A 20,861-nucleotide genomic window follows, 5' to 3' on the forward strand; every position below is an offset into this window, starting at 1 on the left:
GTTTCCCCCTTATCGAACAAGTGCTGCGATTTTTTCCGCACCGTCAGCCATCGAGCTAGCTGTCGTGATCGCAAGTCCAGATTCATCGAGAATGCGCTTCCCGGCATCAACGTTCGTTCCTTCTAAGCGAACGACGAGTGGCAAGTCGAGTCCGATTTCTTTCGTAGCTGCGACAATCCCCTCTGCGATGATGTCACACTTCATGATTCCACCGAAAATGTTAACGAAGATTCCTTTGACTTGGTCATCAGACAAAATCAATTTGAACGCTTCTGTAACTTTTTCTTTCGTCGCACCGCCACCTACATCGAGGAAGTTAGCGGGTTCAGCGCCGTAATGTTTGATGATATCCATCGTTGCCATCGCAAGGCCTGCACCGTTGACAAGGCAACCGATATTTCCATCAAGTGCGATATAGCTGAGGTCATGTTTTGATGCCTCGACTTCACGTGGATCTTCTTCTGTCGTATCACGAAGCGAAAGGATATCTGAGTGACGATAGAGTGCGTTGCTATCGAAGTTCAACTTCGCATCAAGCGCGATGACGTTTCCGTCTTTCGTCGTGACGAGCGGGTTGATTTCCGCGATTGTGCAATCTGTCTCGACATATACTTTGTACAACTTCATGACCATGTCACTGAACTTGTTCACAAGTTTCGTCGGGACTTCCATTTTGAATGCGAGACGGCGTGCTTGGAATGGACGCAAGCCCACAACCGGATCGACGATCTCTTTATGAATCTTCTCAGGTGTATGTTCAGCGACTTCCTCGATGTCCATACCACCTTCTGATGAACCCATGATGACAATTCGGCCGATCGAACGGTCAAGCACGAGTCCTAAGTAAAATTCTTGGTCAATCGCAGAACCTTCTTCGATATAGAGACGCTGGACAACTTTTCCTTCCGGACCTGTTTGGTGTGTCACGAGCGTTTTCCCTAGAATCTCTGTCGCGTATTGCTTCACTTCTTCATCTGTCTTCGCAAGTTTGACGCCACCTGCTTTACCGCGGCCACCTGCGTGGATTTGAGCTTTAACAACCTTAACTTCACCGTCAAGCTTAGCAGCAGCTGCTACAGCTTCTTCAACAGTAAAGGCTGGATAACCCGTCGGAACGGCTACCCCAAACTCTCTTAGCAATTCTTTCGCCTGATACTCATGGATATTCATATGTTTTCCCCCTTAGTCCCCTTTAATATCGGCACGTCTATTGTAACGAAAAACTGAAAGCGCTGTCTATCGTTCTTGCTTTAAGTTTTCATCTTTTTTTCACATATAACCCTAGACAAATCAAATTTTATCTTGTTCCATCTGATAAAGAAAGACAAAAAGTTCGGCAATGACTTGATAAACGTCCTCCGGAATCTGCTCTTCGATGTTTAATGCTGAGAGTAAGGATAGGAGTGCCGGGTCCTCATGAACAGGAATTCCGTTCGCTTGAGCAATCTCAAGCATCCGCTCAGCGACAATCCCCGTCCCTTTTGCCACGACGTGCGGGGCATCCATTGATTGCTCATATGACAGAGCGATTGCTTTCTTTGGATCGTTCATATTTGGAGATCCACCTTTCCGAGAGGCGCAAATGTTTCTGGCACACGCTCACGCTTTGCTTCGTATGAAAAAGAAGACAAATCGAAATCGACGCGTTTCAACCCTTCTTTTAGAAGCGGTTCGTATGTACGGACGTATGGACTCAAATCATGTTGCTCATTAAATACCCGAACGGATACATACCTTTTTTGAATCAACACATCGATTCCCGTTTCGCCGAATCGTGGCGTTTCAAGAAACAAGACGATTCGGGCATGATCAGAATCAATCGCCTCTCGTTTTGGTGCTTCTAAACGAAGTTGAACGTGTTCAAACGGACCTAATTGCGGTATGTGAAATGCTTGAGCGACGAATGGGGGGCTTTGGGTCGCATTGAACGCTTCCTGTGCTCGCACGAACTGCTCGAACTTCGACTCGCCTTTCGCTTTGAACAACTCGCCGACGAGCGCCTTTACATCAGACCCCGCTCCGCTCTCTAGCATCGTTTTCCCGGCTGTCTTGACCGATTCTGGTGTCGGAATCGGTTCGCGAATGAAACGGGCAAGTTGTTCCCCTAACGTCTGAAGAGGTGATTTGGAAGCCATGAGCGCTTCTGTCGCTTGTGGGACGACTTTCAAGACGAGCTTCGGCTCGACGTCCGTGACGACCATCTTATACGTCACGTTCTCTTTCACGTTCGCATTGACACCGACCCGAAAGATTCCTTGCGGCAACTGCATGACTGCCTCATTGCCGGGCAGAAGTTGTAACACCTTCCCGACAATTGTATTCCCGAGCAAAAGCGGTCGCGACGTCTGTTCGGTCACTTTGAATGGTAAAACTCCTTGATGATCGATGCGCAACGCCATCACTCCTTTCACATATGCTTGATCGGGGCGAATGTACGACGATGGATCGGTGTTACCCCGTAACGTCTCAATCCTTCTAAATGAGCCTCTGTCCCATACCCGGCGTTATTGGCAAACCCGTAACCGGGATACGTCCGGTCGTATTCTTCCATCATCCGGTCCCGGACGACCTTAGCGACGACACTCGCCGCAGCGATTGAGACGCTGAGCGTGTCCCCTTTAATCAAGGACTGCTGAGGAATGTCGAGGTCCAGTTTCATGGCGTCAATCAATAAAGCATCGACCTCCCCGACTTGACGAATCGCCTCCATCATCGCGAGCTTCGTCGCCTCATATATGTTAATGTCATCGATTACGGCCGGCTCGACGATTCCGACACCGACTTCCGCGACTTCCATGATGTGTTCGTATGCCGTGTCTCTCGCCGTTTTCGACATTTTCTTCGAATCGTCCAACCCCGCCATATAAAACCCTTCCGGTAGTAAGACGGCAGCCGCCACGACCGGTCCTGCAAGCGGTCCACGCCCGACCTCATCGACTCCGACAATTCGAGTGAACCCTTGCGTCTTCCATTCACGTTCATATGACATTCGACGCTCGAAATCCTCTTGTAATGCTTGTTCTCGCTCGAATTGACGCTCTTTTTGCCGAAGCAACGTTTGCACGCCTGCTCGGGGGTCTTGTGACAAGGTCGGGAAGATTTGTACCCATTCTTCATATCGGATGTCCGCTAGTTGTTGTTTAATCTGTTGAATCGTCACGTTCTTCCTCCTATTCAAAAAAGCCCTGTTTACACAGGACTTTACGCCATTTCATGGTCAGCCGGTGTCTCAAGCGAGATCCGTCCGATTTTTTCATGCCGTAGTTCATTCAAAAGTAGTTCGCTCGCCTTCTCAAAATCGACGTAACCGCCACTGATGAGACCACGTTTTTTCCCAATCATCTCAAGGAGTTCCACGCCGTCTTCCGGTAACGTTTCGAGTTTGAAGCGTTCCTTTAATTGTTCCGGATAACGAGCATGCAACTCACGAACCGTATACAAGGCGATATCATCTAAATTGAGAATCTCGTCTTTGATGGCACCTGTCGCGGCGAGACGATATCCGACGAGTTGGTCCTCAAACTTCGGCCAGAGAATACCTGGCGTATCTAAGAGCTCCATCTCGCCACCCTTCATCTTGATCCACTGTTGACGCTTCGTCACACCCGGTCGATCGCCTGTGATGGCAATGTTACGACCTGCGAGACGGTTGATGAGCGTCGACTTCCCGACGTTCGGGATTCCGATGATGAGCGCACGAATCGGGCCAGGGTTACGTCCCTTTTCACGCATGCGATCATGTTTTTCTTGCATCAACTTTTGAGCGCCTGTGATGAGCTGTTTCAAGCCTTTGCTATGCTTCGCATCAACTGCGACGACTTCGACCTCTTCTCGCTTCAGGGCACGTAACCACGCGTCCGTCACGACCGGGTCGGCCATATCCGCTTTGTTGAGGACGATGAGTCGCGGCTTGCCTGCCGTGATCTCATCGACCATCGGGTTACGGCTCGATTGTGGCACGCGTGCATCCACGAGCTCGATGACGACATCGATCAATTTTAATTTTTCAGTTACTTGTCTTCTTGCTTTGGCCATGTGGCCAGGAAACCATTGAATTGCCAAAAAAGCACCACCTTAATCTTCTACCGTGCCAACATCGTCGAGCGGCCAGAAGATGAAGTTCGTCTTACCGACAATCTCCTCTTTCGACACAAATCCGATTTCACGACTGTCCTTCGAGTTTTGACGGTTGTCTCCCATGACGAAGTATGAGTCTTCAGGGACGACTGACTCGCCTGTCACTTGTTCAAGCGTGAAATTCTCCGTCAGCGGGAACCCGTTCATCTGTGCGCGGAACTCGTCTAAATACGGTTCTTCTACCGCTTCACCGTTAATATAGAGCACGTCATCTCGATATTCGAGCGTGTCGCCTGGAATGGCGATGACACGTTTAATATAATCTTTTGATTCTGTCGCATGGAATACGACGATATCACCTCGGTCTAGCTCACCAACATAGTTCGAAATTTTACTGACGATCATTCGATCCGCATTGTGGAGTGTCGGCATCATCGACTCCCCTTCAACGATGACAGGAACGAAGATGAACGTCCGGATGACGAACGCGATGACAAGAGCGACAACGATGGCTTTGAGCCAACTAAACACTTCTTTCAACTTCACTCACTCCTCTATCCATTTGAACTTATTGTACTAGAAAAAAAGAAGCTTGTCGCAAGCGACAAGCTTAATTCCCATCTTAACGACGGATTTCTTTAATACGTGCTGCTTTACCGCGAAGGTTACGGAGGTAGTAAAGTTTCGCACGGCGAACTTTACCGTAGCGTACGACTTCGATTTGTGCAACGCGTGGTGAGTGAAGCGGGAATGCACGCTCAACACCTACGCCGTAAGAAATCTTACGGACTGTGAATGTTTCGCTGATGCCGCCACCTTTACGCTTGATTACAACACCTTCGAAGATCTGGATACGCTCACGCGTTCCCTCTACAACTTTAACGTGGACACGTACTGTGTCACCAGGACGGAAAGCAGGTACGTCCGATTTGAATTGTTCTTCTGTGATTTCACGGAACAGTTTTTGTGTGTTCATGAATCATATCTCCTTTTTCTTCAATGTTCATATCTTCATATGCCCAAGCATCCAATAGCGGAACATCGGTAATCGATGGGTTTAACCCACATGCTCAAACATAGCATATATTTCTCAATCGCGCAACGATTGGAGAAACTTTTTATCGTCTTCTGTCAGCTCGAGTTGTTCGAGTAGATCCGGTCGACGCCTGTACGTTCGCTCGAGTGATTGTTCGCGTCGCCACGTCTCGATCCGGGCGTGATTGCCAGAGAGGAGGACGTCCGGTACCTTCAATCCACGAAAATCGGCAGGGCGTGTATAGTGTGGATATTCGAGTAGACCGGTCGAGAACGAATCGTCCTCATGGCTCGCCTGATCGCCGAGGACGTCCGGGAGCAGTCTCACTGTCGCATCGATCATTACCATTGTCGCAAGTTCTCCACCCGTCAGAACGAAGTCGCCGATCGACACTTCGTCTGTCGCCAGTTCATCGTGGATGCGCTGGTCGAACCCTTCATAATGTCCGCACAAAAAGATCAGATGTTCTTCCCGGGCCCACTCTTCCGCCATCTGCTGATTAAACGGTTTCCCGGTCGGCGTCGTCAGGATGACGCGTGGTGACTTCGCCTTGATTGAGTCAAACGCATCGAAGATCGGTTGTGGGGTGAGCAACATGCCCGCTCCTCCCCCGTACGGATAATCGTCGACTTTATGATGCTTGTTCGTTGAAAAATCCCGGAAATTGATGAACGACATCTCCACTTGTCCGAGCGCCTTCGCGCGGCCGACGATGGAGTGGTCGAGCGTCTTGAACATATCCGGGAATAACGTCAACACATCAATCTTCATCGTCAATCATTCCAGGAATCGGTGTGATGACGACACGTTTCTCTTCGACGTCGATCTCTTTGACGACCGATTCGATATAAGGGATGAGGGCGTCCGATTTACCTGGGCGTTTGATGACCCATACGTCGTTCGCACCCGTCTCAAAGATATCATCGATTACACCGATCGACTCGCCATCGACGATTGCCTCACAACCGATAATCTCATGATAGTAATATTCGTTCTCCGAGAGATCATGCACGTGTTCGGCATGGACATACAACTTCAACCCTTTATATTTTTCGATGAGGTTGATATTCTCAAACCCTTTGAACGTGACGAGATGGAACTGCTTGTGCGGACGATACGTCGTGATCGTCATCTCTTGTTTCGTTCCGTCCACATCAAGGAACAACGTGTTCCCTTTTTTAAAGCGTTCTTCCGGAAAATCTGTCGCCGCCAAAATTTTCACTTCCCCTTTAAGGCCGTGCGTGTTGGCGATTTTCCCAACGTATAACCAATCCATTCGCGTTCCCTCCTCAACAAAATAGGCCGACCTCAGAAAAGGTCGGCCACATCATTACTTCGCGTTTTTCGCGTTGTGGAATTTCTCCATGATCCCTGCTTTAGAGAACAAGTTACGTACTGTGTCAGATGGCTTCGCACCGTCTGCCAACCATTTGAGAGCGAGTTCTTCGTTGATGCGAACTTCAGCTTCTGGTTTTGCAACCGGGTTGTAGTGACCAACTTGCTCGATGAAGCGACCGTCACGTGGTGAACGTGAGTCTGCTACAACGATACGGTAGAAAGGTGATTTTTTTGCGCCCATGCGCTTAAGACGAATTTTAACTGCCATGGTAATATACCTCCATCATGTGTTTAAGAATTGACAACTTTTATAGTATACAGCTTTTTTGTCCGACTGACAAAAGTTTTTGTTAGAAGAACGGAAGACCTAAGCCCTTTTTCTTCCCTTTCATTTGTCCTGACATTTGCTTCATGAGCTTCTTCATGTCATCGAACTGTTTAATGAGACGGTTCACTTCTTGAATCGAGCGACCGCTCCCTTTTGCGATCCGCTTCCGACGACTCGCATTGAGCACTTCCGGGTTGGCGCGCTCATGTTTTGTCATCGAGCGAATGATCGCTTCGACGTGATCGAGTTGTTTCTCGTCGATTTGGACGTTCTTCAACCCTTTCATCTTACCTGCACCAGGTAACATCGAAAGTAATTCATCAATCGGGCCCATGTTTTTCACTTGACCCAACTGTTCAATGAAATCATCGAACGTGAATGACGCGTCACGAATTTTGCTTTCTAGCTCTCTCGCTGCGTCTTGGTCCATCTGTGTCTCGGCTTTTTCAATGAGCGAGAGCACGTCCCCCATTCCAAGGATCCGTGACGCCATGCGTTCTGGATGGAATGGTTCGAGGGCATCCAACTTTTCTCCGAGACCGACGAATTTAATCGGCGCTCCCGTGACTGCCTTGATCGAAAGGGCTGCCCCGCCTCGTGTATCTCCGTCGAGCTTTGTGAGCACGACCCCGGTGATTCCGAGTTTCTCATTGAAACTGTCGGCCACATTGACCGCATCTTGACCTGTCATCGAGTCGACGACAAGGAAGATTTCATTTGGTTTGGCAATCGTCTTCACATTTTCGAGCTCACCCATGAGCGTCTCGTCGATATGAAGGCGACCCGCCGTATCGATCAACACGAAATCGTGATGATTTGTTTTTGCGTACTCGAGCGCTTTCGTCACAATCTCTTCCGGCTTCACTTGATCGCCAAGTGAGAAGACCGGTAAATCGAGTTGTTTCCCGAGTGTCTCGAGCTGCTTGATTGCCGCCGGACGATAAATATCCGCCGCGACGAGAAGTGGACTGCGGTTATGCTTTTTGCGAATCAAGTTCGCTAGCTTCCCGGTCGTTGTCGTCTTACCTGCCCCTTGCAGACCGACCATCATGACGACTGTCGGTGGTTTCTGACTGAATGAGATCGGGACGACATCGCTTCCCATCAAATTCGTCAACTCTTCGTGAACGATTTTGACGACTTGTTGACCTGGCGTCAATGATTTCATGACATCCTGACCAACCGCACGTTCTTTCACGTCATTGACGAATTGCTTGACCACTTTAAAATTGACGTCGGCTTCTAGTAAGGCGAGGCGAACCTCACGCATCATCTCTTTGACATCAGCCTCAGAGATTTTCCCTTTACCGCGCATCTTTGAAAGCGTCGCTTGCAACCGTTCTGATAATCCTTCAAATGCCATGCTCCAGCCCCCTACTCTAAATTCTCAAGCGCAGAAATCGTAGCCTGCACGTCATCCGTGAGCTCGACTTGACGTTTGAGGGTCTGAAGAAGTTGCTGACGCTGTTCGAATTTTTCGAATAGAGCGAGCTTTTCCTCGTACTGTTCAAGCATCGTTTCTGTACGCTTTATGTTATCGTAGACCGCTTGACGGCTGACTTCAAACTCTTCCGCTATCTCTCCGAGCGAGTAGTCATCTAGGTAATAAAGAGACATATAGTTGCGCTGTTTCGGTGTGAGGAGCGCTTGATAGAAATCGATGAGGTAGTTCATGCGATTCGTTTTTTCGAGCGTCAAACCTTTCACCTCCACATGTTAAGTGAAATCCCTTTACAACTACCAATAGTACAGCCGTGCCTAGTACTTGTCAAGTTTTTTTCTTAACAGTAAAACTTAGGCGAGGTCTTTGTTTGTGTCCTCATTTTCAGTCGAGTCCTCTTCTGATTTGTCCTCGAAAACGTCTCCGAACAACCCAAGGACGAACTGCTCTGGGTCAAACTCTTGCAAATCGTCCATCTTCTCCCCGAGACCGACATATTTGACCGGAATATCGAGTTCATTTCGAATCGCGAGAACAATCCCACCTTTTGCTGTACCGTCGAGTTTCGTCAAGACGATCCCGCTCACGTTCGTCGCTTCTTTGAACGCTTTCGCTTGAATCATAGCGTTTTGTCCGGTCGTTGCATCTAATGCGAGTAAGACCTCATGTGGTCCGTTCGGGACTTCTCGTTCGATGACCCGTTTCACTTTTTCAAGTTCTTTCATTAAGTTCACTTTATTTTGAAGGCGTCCGGCCGTGTCACAGATGAGCACGTCCATGTTACGTGACTTCGCAGATTGAACTGCATCGTATACGACGGCAGCCGGGTCAGACCCTTCCGTTTGACGAATGACCGGTACTCCGACGCGTTCACCCCATACTTGAAGTTGCTCGATCGCTCCTGCACGGAACGTATCTCCTGCCGCGAGCATGACGTTACGACCTTCCGACTTCAATTGATGCGCCAATTTTCCGATTGTCGTCGTCTTTCCGACCCCGTTCACACCGACAAACAAGATGACCGTGAGTCCGTCTTGCATGTTCAGTTCACGGTCAGATTCGTCTTCCTGAAGGCGTTTCGCCACCACTTCAACGAGAGCATCCCGAACAGCGACCGGGTCCTTCAAGTTGCGTCGTTTCACTTCTTCTTTCAAGTCTTCGACAAGGTCCATCGTCGTCGTGACGCCGACATCCGCTTGGATGAGCAAATCTTCGAGTTCATCGAAGAAGTCCTCATCCACCTCGCGAAAACGGTAAACGAGGTCGTTGACGGCACTCGCAAATCCGTCACGCGTCTTCGTCAATCCGTCCGTAAACTTTTGTGACACCTCTTGGGTAGATGTCGTTAATTTCTCTTTTAATTTCTTGAAAAAACTCAACGTGATTCCTCCATCTCTTCATCCATTTCTACGACACGTTTTGCTTCAGACAGTTCGACCGATAACACTTCGGACACTCCGTTCTGTTGCATCGTGACGCCATAAAGCGTATCTGCCGCTTCCATTGTACCTTTTCGGTGCGTGATGATGACAAATTGCGTGTCGATTGAGAGCGTGCGAATGTATTCCCCGAACCGATGTACGTTCGCCTCATCAAGCGCCGCTTCGACTTCATCGAGGACACAGAATGGTACCGGACGCGTTTTCAAAATCGCAAACAGTAAGGCGATTGCCGTGAGCGCACGCTCTCCTCCAGACAACAGACTGAGCGTCTGTAACTTTTTGCCAGGCGGTTTGGCGACGATCTCAATCCCTGTATTCAACAAGTCAGACTCATCGACTAATTTCAAATCTGCTTCGCCCCCACCGAACAACTCGGTAAACGTCTGTTTGAAGTGTGCCCGAACGTTCGTATACGTCTCTTTGAAAAGACGCGTCACTTCACGGTCCATCTCGGCGATAATCTCATACAAATCTTCTTTCGCACTGACCAAGTCATCCCGCTGTTCAGACAAGAACGTAAAGCGCTCATGAACGCTATCGAACTCCTCGATCGCATTCAAGTTAACCGGTCCGATTTCCTCAATTTGACGAACGAGTAATTTAAACTCTTCTTTCGCCTCATCAAGAGGAATCTCAAGCGCCGGTAAGAGTTCTGCAACGAGCCCGTGTTCCTCTAACGCATCGAGCTTCCACTGTCGTTTTAATTCGAACTCTTGTTTCGCCGTTTCTAGTTTTCGAACGACTGCTTCAGCTTGACGCCGCGCTTCCGTCGCTTGATCGACACGTTGACGCATGATGCGGTACGCCTCTTCATTTGACTTGAGCGTTGCCGTCATGTCTTGAAGTCGCTCTTGAATGTTGGTGAATTCAAGCTTGGCCGTAGCAAGCGTCTCTTCTAACTCGGCAGATGAGACGACTTCCCCACTGTCAAGTCGCGTAAGTTCACGATTCATCTGATCGGTCCGGTCCTGTAGACGTTTCCGTTCAGTCGTCAAGCGCTCCACTTCATAGCGAACCCGTTCTTCTTCGAGCGTATGGCGTTGTAGGTCGAGCTCGTTTTGACGAAGCATCGCTTCAAGTTGCCCCGTACTTTCAGCACTTTTTGCCTGTTCGGCACGAAGCGACTCTAGACGAACACGAATGTCCGCTTGCTCTTTATCCGTATCTGCCAACGTCTTCGTCAAACGTTCGAGTTCGGCTGTCGACGTCTCAATCGTTTTCTCGTAACGCAGCATCTCATGATCGAACAGTTCAAGTTGTGACTTGGCATCAAGCGAGGCGCGTTCGGCGGTACGGTAAGTAGCCTCGACCTCTCGAAGCGATCCTTCGACGGTACGTTTCTCGTCTCGTAGCGTTGATAATGCTTCAGTGATTGTCTTCAACGCTTCCGTGTATTCTTGAAGACGTTGTTTTTGCTCATGAAGCATCGCGAGCCCTTGTGTCAATCCTTGTTTCAAATCGTCTAACTCACGCGATTGAGTGAACAAGGCCACCCCTTGCTTACGACTTCCGCCGGTCATCGAACCACCGACGTTCACGATGTCTCCTTCGAGCGTGACGACGCGGAAACGGTATCCGGTCATTTGCGCAATCCGGTTCGCGACTTCTAACGTCTCGGCGACGAGCACCGAACCGAGAAGTGATTTTTTCAACGTTTCGAACGACTCGTCCGTCTCGACTAAATCAGATGCCACCCCGACAAATCCAGTCATCGATTCGAGGCGATGTAACACCTCAGTCGGTACAAATCTTGGTTTGATCGTCGTCATCGGTAAGAACGTCGCGCGACCTGCGTTCGCTTTGCGCAATCGATCGATTTCATGACGTCCGACTGTCTCGTCTTTGACGACGACATGTTGTTGCGTCTGTCCGAGAGCCGTCTCGATGGCGGCTTCATACGAAGGACGAACACGAATCAGTTCAGCGACGGCACCAAGCACACCTGATGAACGGTCTTTCAATACAAACTTAACCGCATGGAAATATCCTTCATACGATTGCTTCATCCGTTCGAGCATCTCAATCCGATCTTCCGTCTTTTGACGACGACGTTCGAGGTCATAGTAAGACGTTTCTGCCCGTGTCAACTTTTCACGGATCGCCGTCTCTTGGTCGCGAAGTTCCGCTTCTTTTTTACTTAGTAATTCGAAACGACCTTGCACTTCTTCATATCGTTCCCGTGTCTCTTCGAGTGTTGCTTCTTGTGAAGACCGATCATCAAGACGATGTTTGTTCTCACGAAGGAGACGTTCTTTCGACTCGATGGCGACATCGATATCCCGTTGCTCCCGCTTTTGTTGGTTACTGATTGTCGCTCGCGTTGTCGCGAGTTCGAACGCCTCACTTTGTAATGCTTCGATCTCGGCATTGAAATCACGAGAGGCAGCAGTCAACTGTTGTTGAAGCGCGTCTCTCGCCTCGGTCGTTTGTCGCAACGTATCTACTTTTTTAGACAACTCGTCACGAACGACCGTCAGTCGAGTCTCTAGCTCTGCCATCTCGGCGCTCACTTCTTCACGTTGACGGACGAGACGCTCTTTCATCTCGGCTCCATGCTCTTCTTGTGCTTTCGCGAGCTTGATGTCACCCGTCAAGCGTTCGACATACGTCGACTGTTCGCGCTCTTTTTGGTTCATCTCGGATAACTCGTCACGAAGGGTCGATAGCGTAGCCTCAAGTTGAGTACGTTCCTCCGTGAGGTGTTGTACCGAACGATCACAATCCGATAATTGCTTGATCGATTCTGTATGACGTACCGTCACTTGTTCAATCTCTTGTTGGAGCAACTGAATTTCGGCACCCATGATCCCCGTCTCGAGCTCGTCATGACGGGCTTTTGCCACTGTATATTCCCGAGCGAGCGCCGCCTGCTCACGAAGTGGTTCCACCCGGTCAGCCAATTCAAACAAAATGTCGTCGACACGTGACAAGTTCAATTCAGTGTCTTGCAATTTACGCTCAGCCTGTTTTTTACGCTGGCGATACTTGAGGACACCCGCCGCCTCTTCGATGACGGCACGGCGGTCTTCCGGCTTCCCGGAAATGACTTGTTCGACTCGACCTTGCCCGATGATCGCGAATGCATCACGGGAAAGACCTGTGTCTAAAAAGAGGTCAATGACGTCTTTTAGACGACATGGTTTTTTATTCATAAAATAGTCGCTGTCCCCACTTCGGGTCACGCGACGGGTCACACTCACTTCTTCATAAGGGAGACGTAACTGTTCGTCGCGATTATCGAGGACGAGCGTGACCTCCGCGACGTTTCGGTGATTCTCACCTTCACTTCCGGCAAAGATGACGTCTTCCATCTTGGCACCGCGAAGTGATTTGGCCGACTGTTCTCCAAGTACCCAGCGAACAGCGTCCGATATATTGGATTTTCCGCTTCCGTTCGGCCCTACTACAGCCGTGACGCCGGGACGGAAATCTAATTCAATTCGCTTGGCAAATGATTTAAAGCCAGCGAGTTCGATTCGTTTTAAGTGCATCGTGACCATCCTATCCGCAGTAAGCATTCATCTGTATATTTTACCACAGTTAACAGTTCGTCAAAATGACTGAATCATGCTATTCTTAAAAGAACTGTAGAAAGGGGAATACAGATGACGAATGAACAGATGATTGAAGCGATTTTGGACAAAATGAACATTATTAACCGCGGTGCGATCAAGGCGGAAGAATATAATGCGGCTGACCCATCAGCGGTGAAAGAGATTTACGAGTACGTAATGACACGTTCTTCCCTCTCTTTATCGGAAGTCGACGGGATTGTCGAAGAACTCGGTCAATTGACATGAAAAAGGAGTGGAACCATTGTGAATGGTCCACTCCTTTTTGTTTATAGATCAGCATAACGTCGATTGAACGCGATGAGCGCTTCTTTAGCAGCCAACTGCTCGGCTTCTTTTTTAGAGCGCCCGACTCCCTCCCCGACGATGTCGTCGCTGAGCCGTGCATGGGCAACGAATTCACGGCTGTGCGCCGGTCCTCGCTCCTCGATGATTTCATACGTGACCGGACCTAAGCCTTCCCGTTGCACACTTTCCTGCAACTGGCTCTTGAAATCGGTCTGTTCTTCAAATACACCCGCTAAGACTTTCGGAAAAACCGCTTCGGCGAGGAATCGTTCGACTGCCTCAATCCCTTGGTCTAAATAAAGAGCACCGATATAGGATTCGAAGACATCGGCAAGTAGTGCCGGACGTTTTCGTCCACCGGTCAACTCTTCACCTTTTCCAAGCAAGATGAAGTCAGAGAAAGCATAGGCCTCCGCAAAATTCACGAGTGACGGTTCGCAAACGATCGCCGCCCGTAATTTCGTTAATTCCCCCTCGGAGCGCTCCGGATAAGTCTCATATAGAAAGCGGGATACGGTCAATTCTAACACGGCATCCCCTAAAAATTCTAAGCGTTCATTGTCTTTTCGTAATCCACGTTGTTCATTCACGTATGAAGAGTGTGTGAACGCCTGCATGAGCAAGTCGTGATTCGAAAATTGAACGTCTAAACGCTCTTCTAATGACTTGAATAATTCTAAGATGCGTGCCCGTTCCATTTCCTGACGCCGGCGCCGTTGCGCCGACCCTTGACGGTCAAACCGTCGTTTGTCTTTTGTCATAGTTCCCTCCATGAATAAGCACAAGCCCACCGCTCGGAACCGAGCGGTGGGATGGCTTGATTACACTTTTGTTTCGATATACGCTACTACGTCGCCAACAGTCGCGAGCTTCTCAGCGTCTTCGTCTTCAATCGTGATGTCGAATTTGTCTTCGAGGTCCATCACCATTTCCATTACTTCAAGCGAGTCAGCGCCAAGGTCGTCCTTGAACGATTTCTCTGCAGTGATCTCAGAAATGTCTTTCCCGAGCTTCTCTGCTACTGCTTCTTGTACGTCTACTAAAATTTGTTCTTTTGTCATGATAAAATCCCTCCAAAGGTAAGTATATTAAATGTCTGTCTATTGGTAAAGTTCTCTTTTACGCCATCGTCATGCCGCCATCGACGGCAATCGTCTGACCCGTCACGTAAGCGGCTTGTTCAGATGCTAAGAATGAGACGAGGTTCGCCACATCTTCGACTTGTCCGAAACGATTGAACGGAATTTGCTCGAGTGTAGCGTTCCGCTGTTCATCTGTCAAGGCATCAGTCATATCGGTTTGGATGAAACCTGGGCAAACGGCATTGACCGTCACATGACGACTTGCGAGTTCGCGTGCCACTGATTTCGTCAACCCGATCAATCCTGCTTTCGCAGCCGCATAGTTGGCTTGTCCGGCATTCCCAGTGATCCCGACGACTGAGGCGATATTGATGATTCGCCCCGATTTTGATTTGAGCAACGATCGTGTGACCGCTTGCGATGTGAGGAACGCGCCTTTCAAGTTCGTCGATAAGACGTCATTGAAGTCCGCTTCTTTCATCCGCATGAGTAACCCGTCACGTGTGATGCCTGCGTTGTTCACAAGACAATCGACGCGTCCGTACGTATCGACCGTCGTCTTGACGAGCGCTTTAACGTCGTCAGCGTTTGAGACGTCTGCCTTCACGGCCGTAGCCTCGCCACCTGCTTCAATGATGGCCGCCACGACAGCGTTTGCTTTTTCTTCACTACCCGAGTAATTCACGACGACTCGGAAGCCGTCTTCCCCTAAACGTTTCGCGATGGCCGCACCGATTCCACGGGACGCGCCAGTCACGATCGCTACTTGATCATGCACGAACTTCTCCTCCTAACGAGGCGACTTCTTCCAACGTGGTCGCCTTTTGAATCGATACATTCGAATCGATTCGTTTAATCAACCCCGAAAGTGGTGACGATGGACCGAATTCGATGAACGTGTCCACCCCGTCTGCAATCGCTTTTCGAACACATTCTTCGAAGCGAACCGAAGAATACAGTTGTTTCGTCAACAACGCTTTCAGATGTTCGGGATCACGATGTACAGCCGCATCCACGTTCGAGATGAAATCGACAGACGCTTCTTGGAACGGTGATGAGGCGAGGACATCTTGGAAACGTGTCGCCACCGGCATCATATATGAACTGTGGAACGCACCGGAGACGTTTAACGGCAATACCCGTTTCGCGCCGGCTGCCTTCAATTCTACACTCGCCTGTTCGACCGCATCAATCTGCCCGGAAATGACAAACTGACCAGGGCAATTCAAGTTAGCGATTTGAACCAAGTCCCCACTCGCACTAATTTTTTCAGTGATATGAAGCGCTTCTTGTAAATCGGTCATTCCGACGACCGCCGCCATCGTCCCGTCTTTTACAGAAGACATCAAATTACCACGTTCTCGAACGAGTACGGTCGCCTCTTCTAAATCGATGACCCCCGCTGAGACGAGCGCCGCATACTCTCCTACGCTATGTCCGATGACGACATCCGGTGTCGCACCGTTTGCCGCATAGGCTTGTGCAAGCAACGAGGCATGTGCCACGATTGCCGGTTGTGCGACTTCTGTTTCTTGTAGGTCTTCTTTCGACCCGGCAGACATGACTTCAAGAAGGTCAAATCCGAGTCGACGCCCGATTGCCTGAAGGGCTTCAGGTTGGTCTAAAAAGGTCTGTCCCATTCCAACGGCTTGAGAGCCTTGTCCCGGGAAAACCCATGCTACTTTCCCCATGTCCTCACCTGCTTTCGCTTAGTCTATCGCTTTGGCACGCTTGATTTTATCGACGACGTCGTGGTCTACCATGATCTTCGCCTGTTTCAACGCACTCGCAATCGCAAGTGCGTCGCTCGATCCGTGTGCCTTGATGACAGGCGCATTGATCCCGAATAATCCGGCTCCCCCATGTTCACGATAATCAAGCGTTTCTTTCAATCGTCTTAATTTCGGCTTTAAGATGAGAGCGGCAAGTTTTGATACAAGGTTACTCGTGAATTGTTCTTTCATCATCTTCATGAGCATCGCTGAGGATCCTTCTACACCTTTTAACAAGATGTTTCCGGCAAATCCTTCCGTCACGATGACGTCCACGTCCCCGGACATCGCTTCACGCGCTTCGACATTCCCAACAAAGTGGACAGGGGCCTGTTCAAGGAGGGGGAACGCTTCTTTCGTGAGCGCATTTCCTTTTCCGGCTTCCGTCCCGATATTGAGAAGGGCGACACGCGGTGAATTGATGCCACGGACATGTTCTGCATACAGTGAACCCATGATCGCATAATCCACAAGATGTTCGGCTTTCGCATCCGGATTCGCTCCGACATCCAGCACGACGACACCACTACCTGTATATGTAGGGAACGTCGGAGATAGTGCCGGACGCTCGATTCCTGGGATTCGTCCGATGACGAAGAGAGAAGCTGCCATCAAGGCACCGGTGTTCCCGGCAGACACGAGAGCATCCGCTTTTCCTTCTTTGACAAGGTTTGCCGCTACGACGAGCGAGCTGTCCTTTTTGCGGCGGACCGCACGAACAGGCTCATCCTCACCTGTAATGATTTCACTTGCTGGAACGACCGTCACACGAGGATCGTCAAGTCCGTAAGAGGCAATTTTCACCTCGTCACCGACTAGAAAGAGTTCCATCGGTTCATTCGGATATTGTTCGACGAACCGTTTCACACCTTCGACGATTGCTTTCGGTGCGTGATCGCCACCCATTGCATCAATTGCTAATTTCATGCTTGTTCCTCCTCACCACGTCGGTAAATCGTGAAGTCGCCTTCAAAAACGCGCTCCTCACCGACATAACTTTCGACCGTGACGTCTGTTCTCCCGTCCCCTCTTAGCTTCATCACACGAGCCTTGGCAACGACTCGCTCTCCAAGATGAACCTGGCGACTAAACCGGATTTCCGCTTTAGTGGTCAACGCCAATTCATCATTGATGAGCGCCACCGCTAACGAGTTGGCTTGCGCGAACAGGACGTGCCCACGTGCAATCTCATTGCGGCTAAAGACGTGTTCTTTTTCTATATCGAGGACAGAAATCGCAGAGTCATCGAGTTTCAAGTCAATCATATCACCGATGACCTCGCTCATTGAAAGCGATTTGACTTCATCGAGGTGCTCGGAAGCCACATGTTTGATTCGTTCCCTCACTTCTGGAATTTTTAACTCCATCCGGTCGAGTCGAATCGTCTGGATGCTGACGGAAAACTGTTTTGATAGTTCTTCGTCTTTGATGAACGGGTTGCGCTCAATCGTTTCTTGTAACAAGCGTTGCCGCTCTTTCTTAGGTACCCGCATTCAGTTCCCTCCTAAACTAATCGCTAAAGAACTTAATACCTGGTACTAATAGCAGTATATATTCTTTAGTCGTCATTTTCAAGTATTATTCTAACCTTTCCCCAACGAGAAGGTCGAGTTGTTTCAAATAGCCACGTAATCCTTCATATTGGGCGTCATGCCAAAAGGCGTCGCTCCCGAGAAGTTTCACGGCATCTTGCATGGCCACTTCCATCACTTTCAAATCGAGAACGGGATCTGCGACCCGGAAGCTCGGAAGACCGCTTTGCGCGGTACCAAAGAAATCACCGGCACCACGTAACTCTAAATCTTTCTCTGCCAATACGAATCCATCGTTCGTCTCTGTCATCGTTTTCAGTCGTACTTTCCCGACATCTGACTTCGGGTCCCCGACGAGGATACAGAACGATTGATGGGCACCACGGCCGACGCGGCCACGAAGCTGGTGCAATTGCGCGAGACCGAAACGCTCGGCATCATGGATGATGATGAGTGAAGCGTTCGGAACGTTCACCCCGACTTCGACGACCGTCGTCGAGACGAGAATTTGCGTCGCATTGTCAGCAAACGACTTCATCACGTCGTCTTTTTCTGCGCTCGACAGTTTTCCGTGCATCAGCCCCACAGAATAGTTTGGAAACCGTTCTTTCAACAATTCATACAAAGCCGTCGCACTTTCGACCTCAAGCGTATCAGACTCCTCGATAAGTGGTGCGATCACATACGCTTGACGGCCGAGTGACAGTTCACGGTCGACCATCGAATGGACACGGTCGATTTGGTCTTGCTTTGCCCAGTATGTTTCGATTGGTTTTCGGCCTTTCGGCATCTCATCGATTGTCGAGACGTCCATCTCTCCGAAGGCGCTGATGGCAAGTGTCCTCGGAATCGGAGTCGCGGTCATATATAAGACATCCGCAAATTCCGCTTTATCGCGAAGTTTCTTCCGTTGTTCGACACCGAATCGATGCTGTTCGTCTGTGATTGCCAAATGTAAGTTCGAAAACTCGACAGGTCCTTGAATGAGCGCATGTGTCCCCACGATGATGTCGACGTCTCCTGATTGGATCGCTGTTAGAAGCGCTTCTCGCGCCTTTCCTTTCACCGAGCTCGTCAAGAGGGCGATTGTGATGCCAAACGGTTCAAACAATTCCTGTAAAGACGTCGCATGTTGTTCTGCTAAAATCTCGGTCGGCACCATCAACGCCCCTTGATACCCAGCCATGACGGTCGCATACAAGGCAATCGCGGCAACGACGGTCTTCCCGCTCCCGACATCCCCCTGTAGCAATCGATTCATCCGTTCTGGCTTCTCCAAATCGGATACGATTTCACGGATGACCCGTGTTTGGGCTCCCGTCAACGGGAATGCGAGTCGTTTGACGAACTCATTCAGTTGATGTTTATCAAGTTGAAGGGCTCGACCGTTTCCTGACCGCTCCATTTTCCGAAACGCCTGCAATTTCAATTGATACATGAGACATTCTTCATAAACATAACTCCGTCTCGCCTGCTTATATGTTTCCACGGTATCTGGAAAGTGCATGCCGCGTAGCATATCCATCCGGTCCTCAAGTCGATACCTGGCCCGTATGGACGGTGGCACCCGCTCCGGAAGCTCGCCCACTTGTTCGAATGCTAATTTGACGATCCGACTAAAGTTCTTTTGCGTAAGACCCGCTCGTAATGAATAGATTGGTTGAAGTCCGCCTGACGGAACACCGAACTCGAGGTCGGTCGCGCTGATCGTCATTCGATTCATGTCCCATTTTCCTTTGACCGTGACGGTCTCGCCGATTGCTAACTTTTCTTTATAAAATGCACGGTTAAACATCGTCACTTGGACCGCATAACGTTCTTCTAACAACAATCTGAACTGAAGTCGATTCTTTCCTTTATTATAGTAGCGAACGAGCGGTTCTGCCTGGACCGTCCCACTCCACTTGACCAAGTCACCGTGAACGGCTGTCGTTACGGTCCCACTATTATAATTCTCATAACGAAACGGGACGTGCTCTAGCACGTCCTCGATTCGAACAAGTCCCATCACTTCTAGTTTTTTGGCCATCTCTGGCCCGACACCTTTCAGAGTCGTCAGTCGTTCATTGTTTTGCATCTTCTTTCGCTCCAAATATATTTCGTTCGAGGCGACGAGCCGTCGGCGTATTCGCCAGTCCGCCTTTCGCCGTCTCTTTTAATGCGGTCGGCATCATTTGACCGACTTCATGCATCGCTGAAATGACTTCGTCACAAGGAATGCGTGATGTGATTCCCGCGAGGGCCATGTCAGCCGCCACAATGGCGTTGGCACCACCCATGGCGTTTCGTTTCACACATGGGACTTCAACGAGCCCTGCCACCGGGTCACAGACGAGACCGAGCATGTTCTTAAGGGCGATCGCGAACGCCGTCGCCGACTGGTCCGGTGACCCGCCGGCTGCCTCGACGATGGCGGCTGCAGCCATTCCGGTCGCTGAACCGACCTCTGCCTGACAACCACCTGCCGCTCCCGAGATCGAGGCGTTGTTCGCCACCACGAAACCGAAAGCGCCTGACGTGAACAAATAGCGAATCATCGCATCGCGGTCCATCTCGAGACGATCTTTCACAGCGAATAACGTTCCAGGTACGACGCCTGCACTCCCCGCAGTCGGTGTCGCACAAATTCGTCCCATCGCCGCATTTACTTCATTCGTCCCGATTGCTTTTGACACGGCATCTAAAATGAGGTCTCCAGCAAGTGATTTACCTGATCGGATATACTCTTGCATGAGCACGGCATCGTTCCCCGTCAATCCCGTCACCGATGTGACACCTTGAAGTGCGCGTTCAACCGCTTCTTCCATGACCTCGAGGTTTCGGTCCATCATCCCGATGATGTCCTCTCGGCTTGAGCGTCTGACGTGCATCTCTTGTTCGATCATGACTTCAGAAATCGGGATGCCTCGTTCTGTGGCAATCGTCACTAACTCTTCTACTGATTTAAACATCT

At 49.8% G+C, this 20,861-nt stretch carries 23 protein-coding genes; 1 reads left to right on the forward strand and 22 read right to left on the reverse strand.

Features of this window, described 5'->3' with window-relative positions; translation table 11 throughout:
• Positions 1-9 precede the first annotated feature (9 nt).
• The 14 genes from sucC to smc all read right to left on the reverse strand — a co-directional run bounded on the left by sucC (position 10) and on the right by smc (position 13,153).
• On the reverse strand, positions 10-1,170 hold the full coding sequence (sucC, locus tag KNO99_RS04180) for an ADP-forming succinate--CoA ligase subunit beta (RefSeq protein ID WP_214745474.1): 1,161 nt from the start codon (positions 1,168-1,170) through the stop codon (positions 10-12).
• 120 nt (positions 1,171-1,290) lie between these two features.
• The gene (locus tag KNO99_RS04185) at positions 1,291-1,551 is read right to left on the reverse strand and encodes an EscU/YscU/HrcU family type III secretion system export apparatus switch protein (protein WP_074034763.1); all 261 of its coding nucleotides are present in this window, start codon (positions 1,549-1,551) and stop codon (positions 1,291-1,293) included.
• Positions 1,548-2,393 carry a hypothetical protein gene (locus KNO99_RS04190; RefSeq protein ID WP_214745477.1) on the reverse strand — a complete coding sequence of 282 codons (846 nt, stop codon included), beginning with the start codon at positions 2,391-2,393 and terminating at the stop codon, positions 1,548-1,550. The genes KNO99_RS04185 and KNO99_RS04190 overlap by 4 nt, the downstream gene beginning before the upstream one ends.
• 14 nt (positions 2,394-2,407) lie before the next feature.
• Positions 2,408-3,160 carry a ribonuclease HII gene (locus KNO99_RS04195; RefSeq protein WP_214745480.1) on the reverse strand — a complete coding sequence of 251 codons (753 nt, stop codon included), beginning with the start codon at positions 3,158-3,160 and terminating at the stop codon, positions 2,408-2,410.
• 41 nt (positions 3,161-3,201) lie between these two features.
• Positions 3,202-4,062, reverse strand: a complete 861-nt coding sequence (gene ylqF, locus KNO99_RS04200) for a ribosome biogenesis GTPase YlqF (RefSeq protein WP_214745483.1) — start codon at positions 4,060-4,062, stop codon at positions 3,202-3,204.
• Between the two features lie 12 nt (positions 4,063-4,074).
• Entirely contained in the window at positions 4,075-4,617 is a 543-nt protein-coding gene (gene lepB, locus KNO99_RS04205) for a signal peptidase I (RefSeq protein ID WP_074034770.1), read from the reverse strand.
• A gap of 82 nt (positions 4,618-4,699) precedes the next feature.
• Positions 4,700-5,053 carry a 50S ribosomal protein L19 gene (gene rplS, locus KNO99_RS04210; protein WP_015881369.1) on the reverse strand — a complete coding sequence of 118 codons (354 nt, stop codon included), beginning with the start codon at positions 5,051-5,053 and terminating at the stop codon, positions 4,700-4,702.
• Between the two features lie 114 nt (positions 5,054-5,167).
• Entirely contained in the window at positions 5,168-5,884 is a 717-nt protein-coding gene (gene trmD, locus KNO99_RS04215; protein ID WP_214745486.1) for a tRNA (guanosine(37)-N1)-methyltransferase TrmD, read from the reverse strand.
• Positions 5,874-6,389 carry a ribosome maturation factor RimM gene (gene rimM / locus KNO99_RS04220; protein WP_214745489.1) on the reverse strand — a complete coding sequence of 172 codons (516 nt, stop codon included), beginning with the start codon at positions 6,387-6,389 and terminating at the stop codon, positions 5,874-5,876. The genes trmD and rimM overlap by 11 nt, the downstream gene beginning before the upstream one ends.
• A 54-nt stretch (positions 6,390-6,443) precedes the next feature.
• Entirely contained in the window at positions 6,444-6,719 is a 276-nt protein-coding gene (gene rpsP / locus KNO99_RS04225) for a 30S ribosomal protein S16 (RefSeq protein ID WP_015881366.1), read from the reverse strand.
• Positions 6,720-6,801: 82 nt separating this feature from the next.
• Positions 6,802-8,142 carry a signal recognition particle protein gene (gene ffh, locus KNO99_RS04230; RefSeq protein WP_214745492.1) on the reverse strand — a complete coding sequence of 447 codons (1,341 nt, stop codon included), beginning with the start codon at positions 8,140-8,142 and terminating at the stop codon, positions 6,802-6,804.
• An 11-nt stretch (positions 8,143-8,153) separates the two neighbouring features.
• Positions 8,154-8,477: a putative DNA-binding protein gene (locus tag KNO99_RS04235; protein WP_074034780.1), complete on the reverse strand. Its 324-nt coding sequence runs from the start codon at positions 8,475-8,477 to the stop codon at positions 8,154-8,156.
• Between the two features lie 96 nt (positions 8,478-8,573).
• Positions 8,574-9,599 carry a signal recognition particle-docking protein FtsY gene (ftsY, locus tag KNO99_RS04240; protein ID WP_074034782.1) on the reverse strand — a complete coding sequence of 342 codons (1,026 nt, stop codon included), beginning with the start codon at positions 9,597-9,599 and terminating at the stop codon, positions 8,574-8,576.
• Entirely contained in the window at positions 9,596-13,153 is a 3,558-nt protein-coding gene (gene smc / locus KNO99_RS04245; RefSeq protein ID WP_214745495.1) for a chromosome segregation protein SMC, read from the reverse strand. Before smc ends, ftsY begins: the two co-directional genes overlap by 4 nt.
• Before the next feature lie 114 nt (positions 13,154-13,267).
• On the opposite strand from smc, the gene KNO99_RS04250 reads away from it, so the two are divergent.
• A complete protein-coding gene (locus KNO99_RS04250) occupies positions 13,268-13,462 on the forward strand; it encodes a DUF1128 family protein (RefSeq protein ID WP_015881361.1) in 195 nt (64 codons plus the stop codon).
• 41 nt (positions 13,463-13,503) lie between these two features.
• Here the strand turns inward: KNO99_RS04250 and rnc are convergent, their stop codons facing one another.
• From rnc to sdaAA, 8 genes are all read right to left on the reverse strand, one after another.
• The gene (rnc, locus tag KNO99_RS04255; RefSeq protein WP_214693956.1) at positions 13,504-14,220 is read right to left on the reverse strand and encodes a ribonuclease III; all 717 of its coding nucleotides are present in this window, start codon (positions 14,218-14,220) and stop codon (positions 13,504-13,506) included.
• A 123-nt stretch (positions 14,221-14,343) separates the two neighbouring features.
• Positions 14,344-14,583 (reverse strand): acyl carrier protein, encoded by a 240-nt coding sequence (gene acpP / locus KNO99_RS04260; protein WP_074034794.1) that lies wholly within the window; start codon positions 14,581-14,583, stop codon positions 14,344-14,346.
• Positions 14,584-14,641: 58 nt separating this feature from the next.
• Positions 14,642-15,382, reverse strand: a complete 741-nt coding sequence (fabG, locus tag KNO99_RS04265) for a 3-oxoacyl-[acyl-carrier-protein] reductase (RefSeq protein WP_214745498.1) — start codon at positions 15,380-15,382, stop codon at positions 14,642-14,644.
• Positions 15,375-16,295: an ACP S-malonyltransferase gene (gene fabD, locus KNO99_RS04270; protein WP_214745501.1), complete on the reverse strand. Its 921-nt coding sequence runs from the start codon at positions 16,293-16,295 to the stop codon at positions 15,375-15,377. The genes fabG and fabD overlap by 8 nt, the downstream gene beginning before the upstream one ends.
• A gap of 18 nt (positions 16,296-16,313) precedes the next feature.
• Positions 16,314-17,303 (reverse strand): phosphate acyltransferase PlsX, encoded by a 990-nt coding sequence (gene plsX / locus KNO99_RS04275; RefSeq protein ID WP_214745504.1) that lies wholly within the window; start codon positions 17,301-17,303, stop codon positions 16,314-16,316.
• A complete protein-coding gene (gene fapR / locus KNO99_RS04280) occupies positions 17,300-17,869 on the reverse strand; it encodes a transcription factor FapR (protein ID WP_074034802.1) in 570 nt (189 codons plus the stop codon). The genes plsX and fapR overlap by 4 nt, the downstream gene beginning before the upstream one ends.
• Before the next feature lie 85 nt (positions 17,870-17,954).
• Positions 17,955-19,985 carry an ATP-dependent DNA helicase RecG gene (gene recG, locus KNO99_RS04285; RefSeq protein WP_214745507.1) on the reverse strand — a complete coding sequence of 677 codons (2,031 nt, stop codon included), beginning with the start codon at positions 19,983-19,985 and terminating at the stop codon, positions 17,955-17,957.
• On the reverse strand, positions 19,972-20,859 hold the full coding sequence (sdaAA, locus tag KNO99_RS04290; RefSeq protein ID WP_214745510.1) for an L-serine ammonia-lyase, iron-sulfur-dependent, subunit alpha: 888 nt from the start codon (positions 20,857-20,859) through the stop codon (positions 19,972-19,974). Before sdaAA ends, recG begins: the two co-directional genes overlap by 14 nt.
• Between the last annotated feature and the right edge of the window lie 2 nt (positions 20,860-20,861).

The sequence above is a fragment of the Exiguobacterium sp. s189 genome (assembly GCF_018617615.1).
In the GTDB taxonomy this organism is placed as follows: domain Bacteria; phylum Bacillota; class Bacilli; order Exiguobacteriales; family Exiguobacteriaceae; genus Exiguobacterium; species Exiguobacterium aestuarii_A.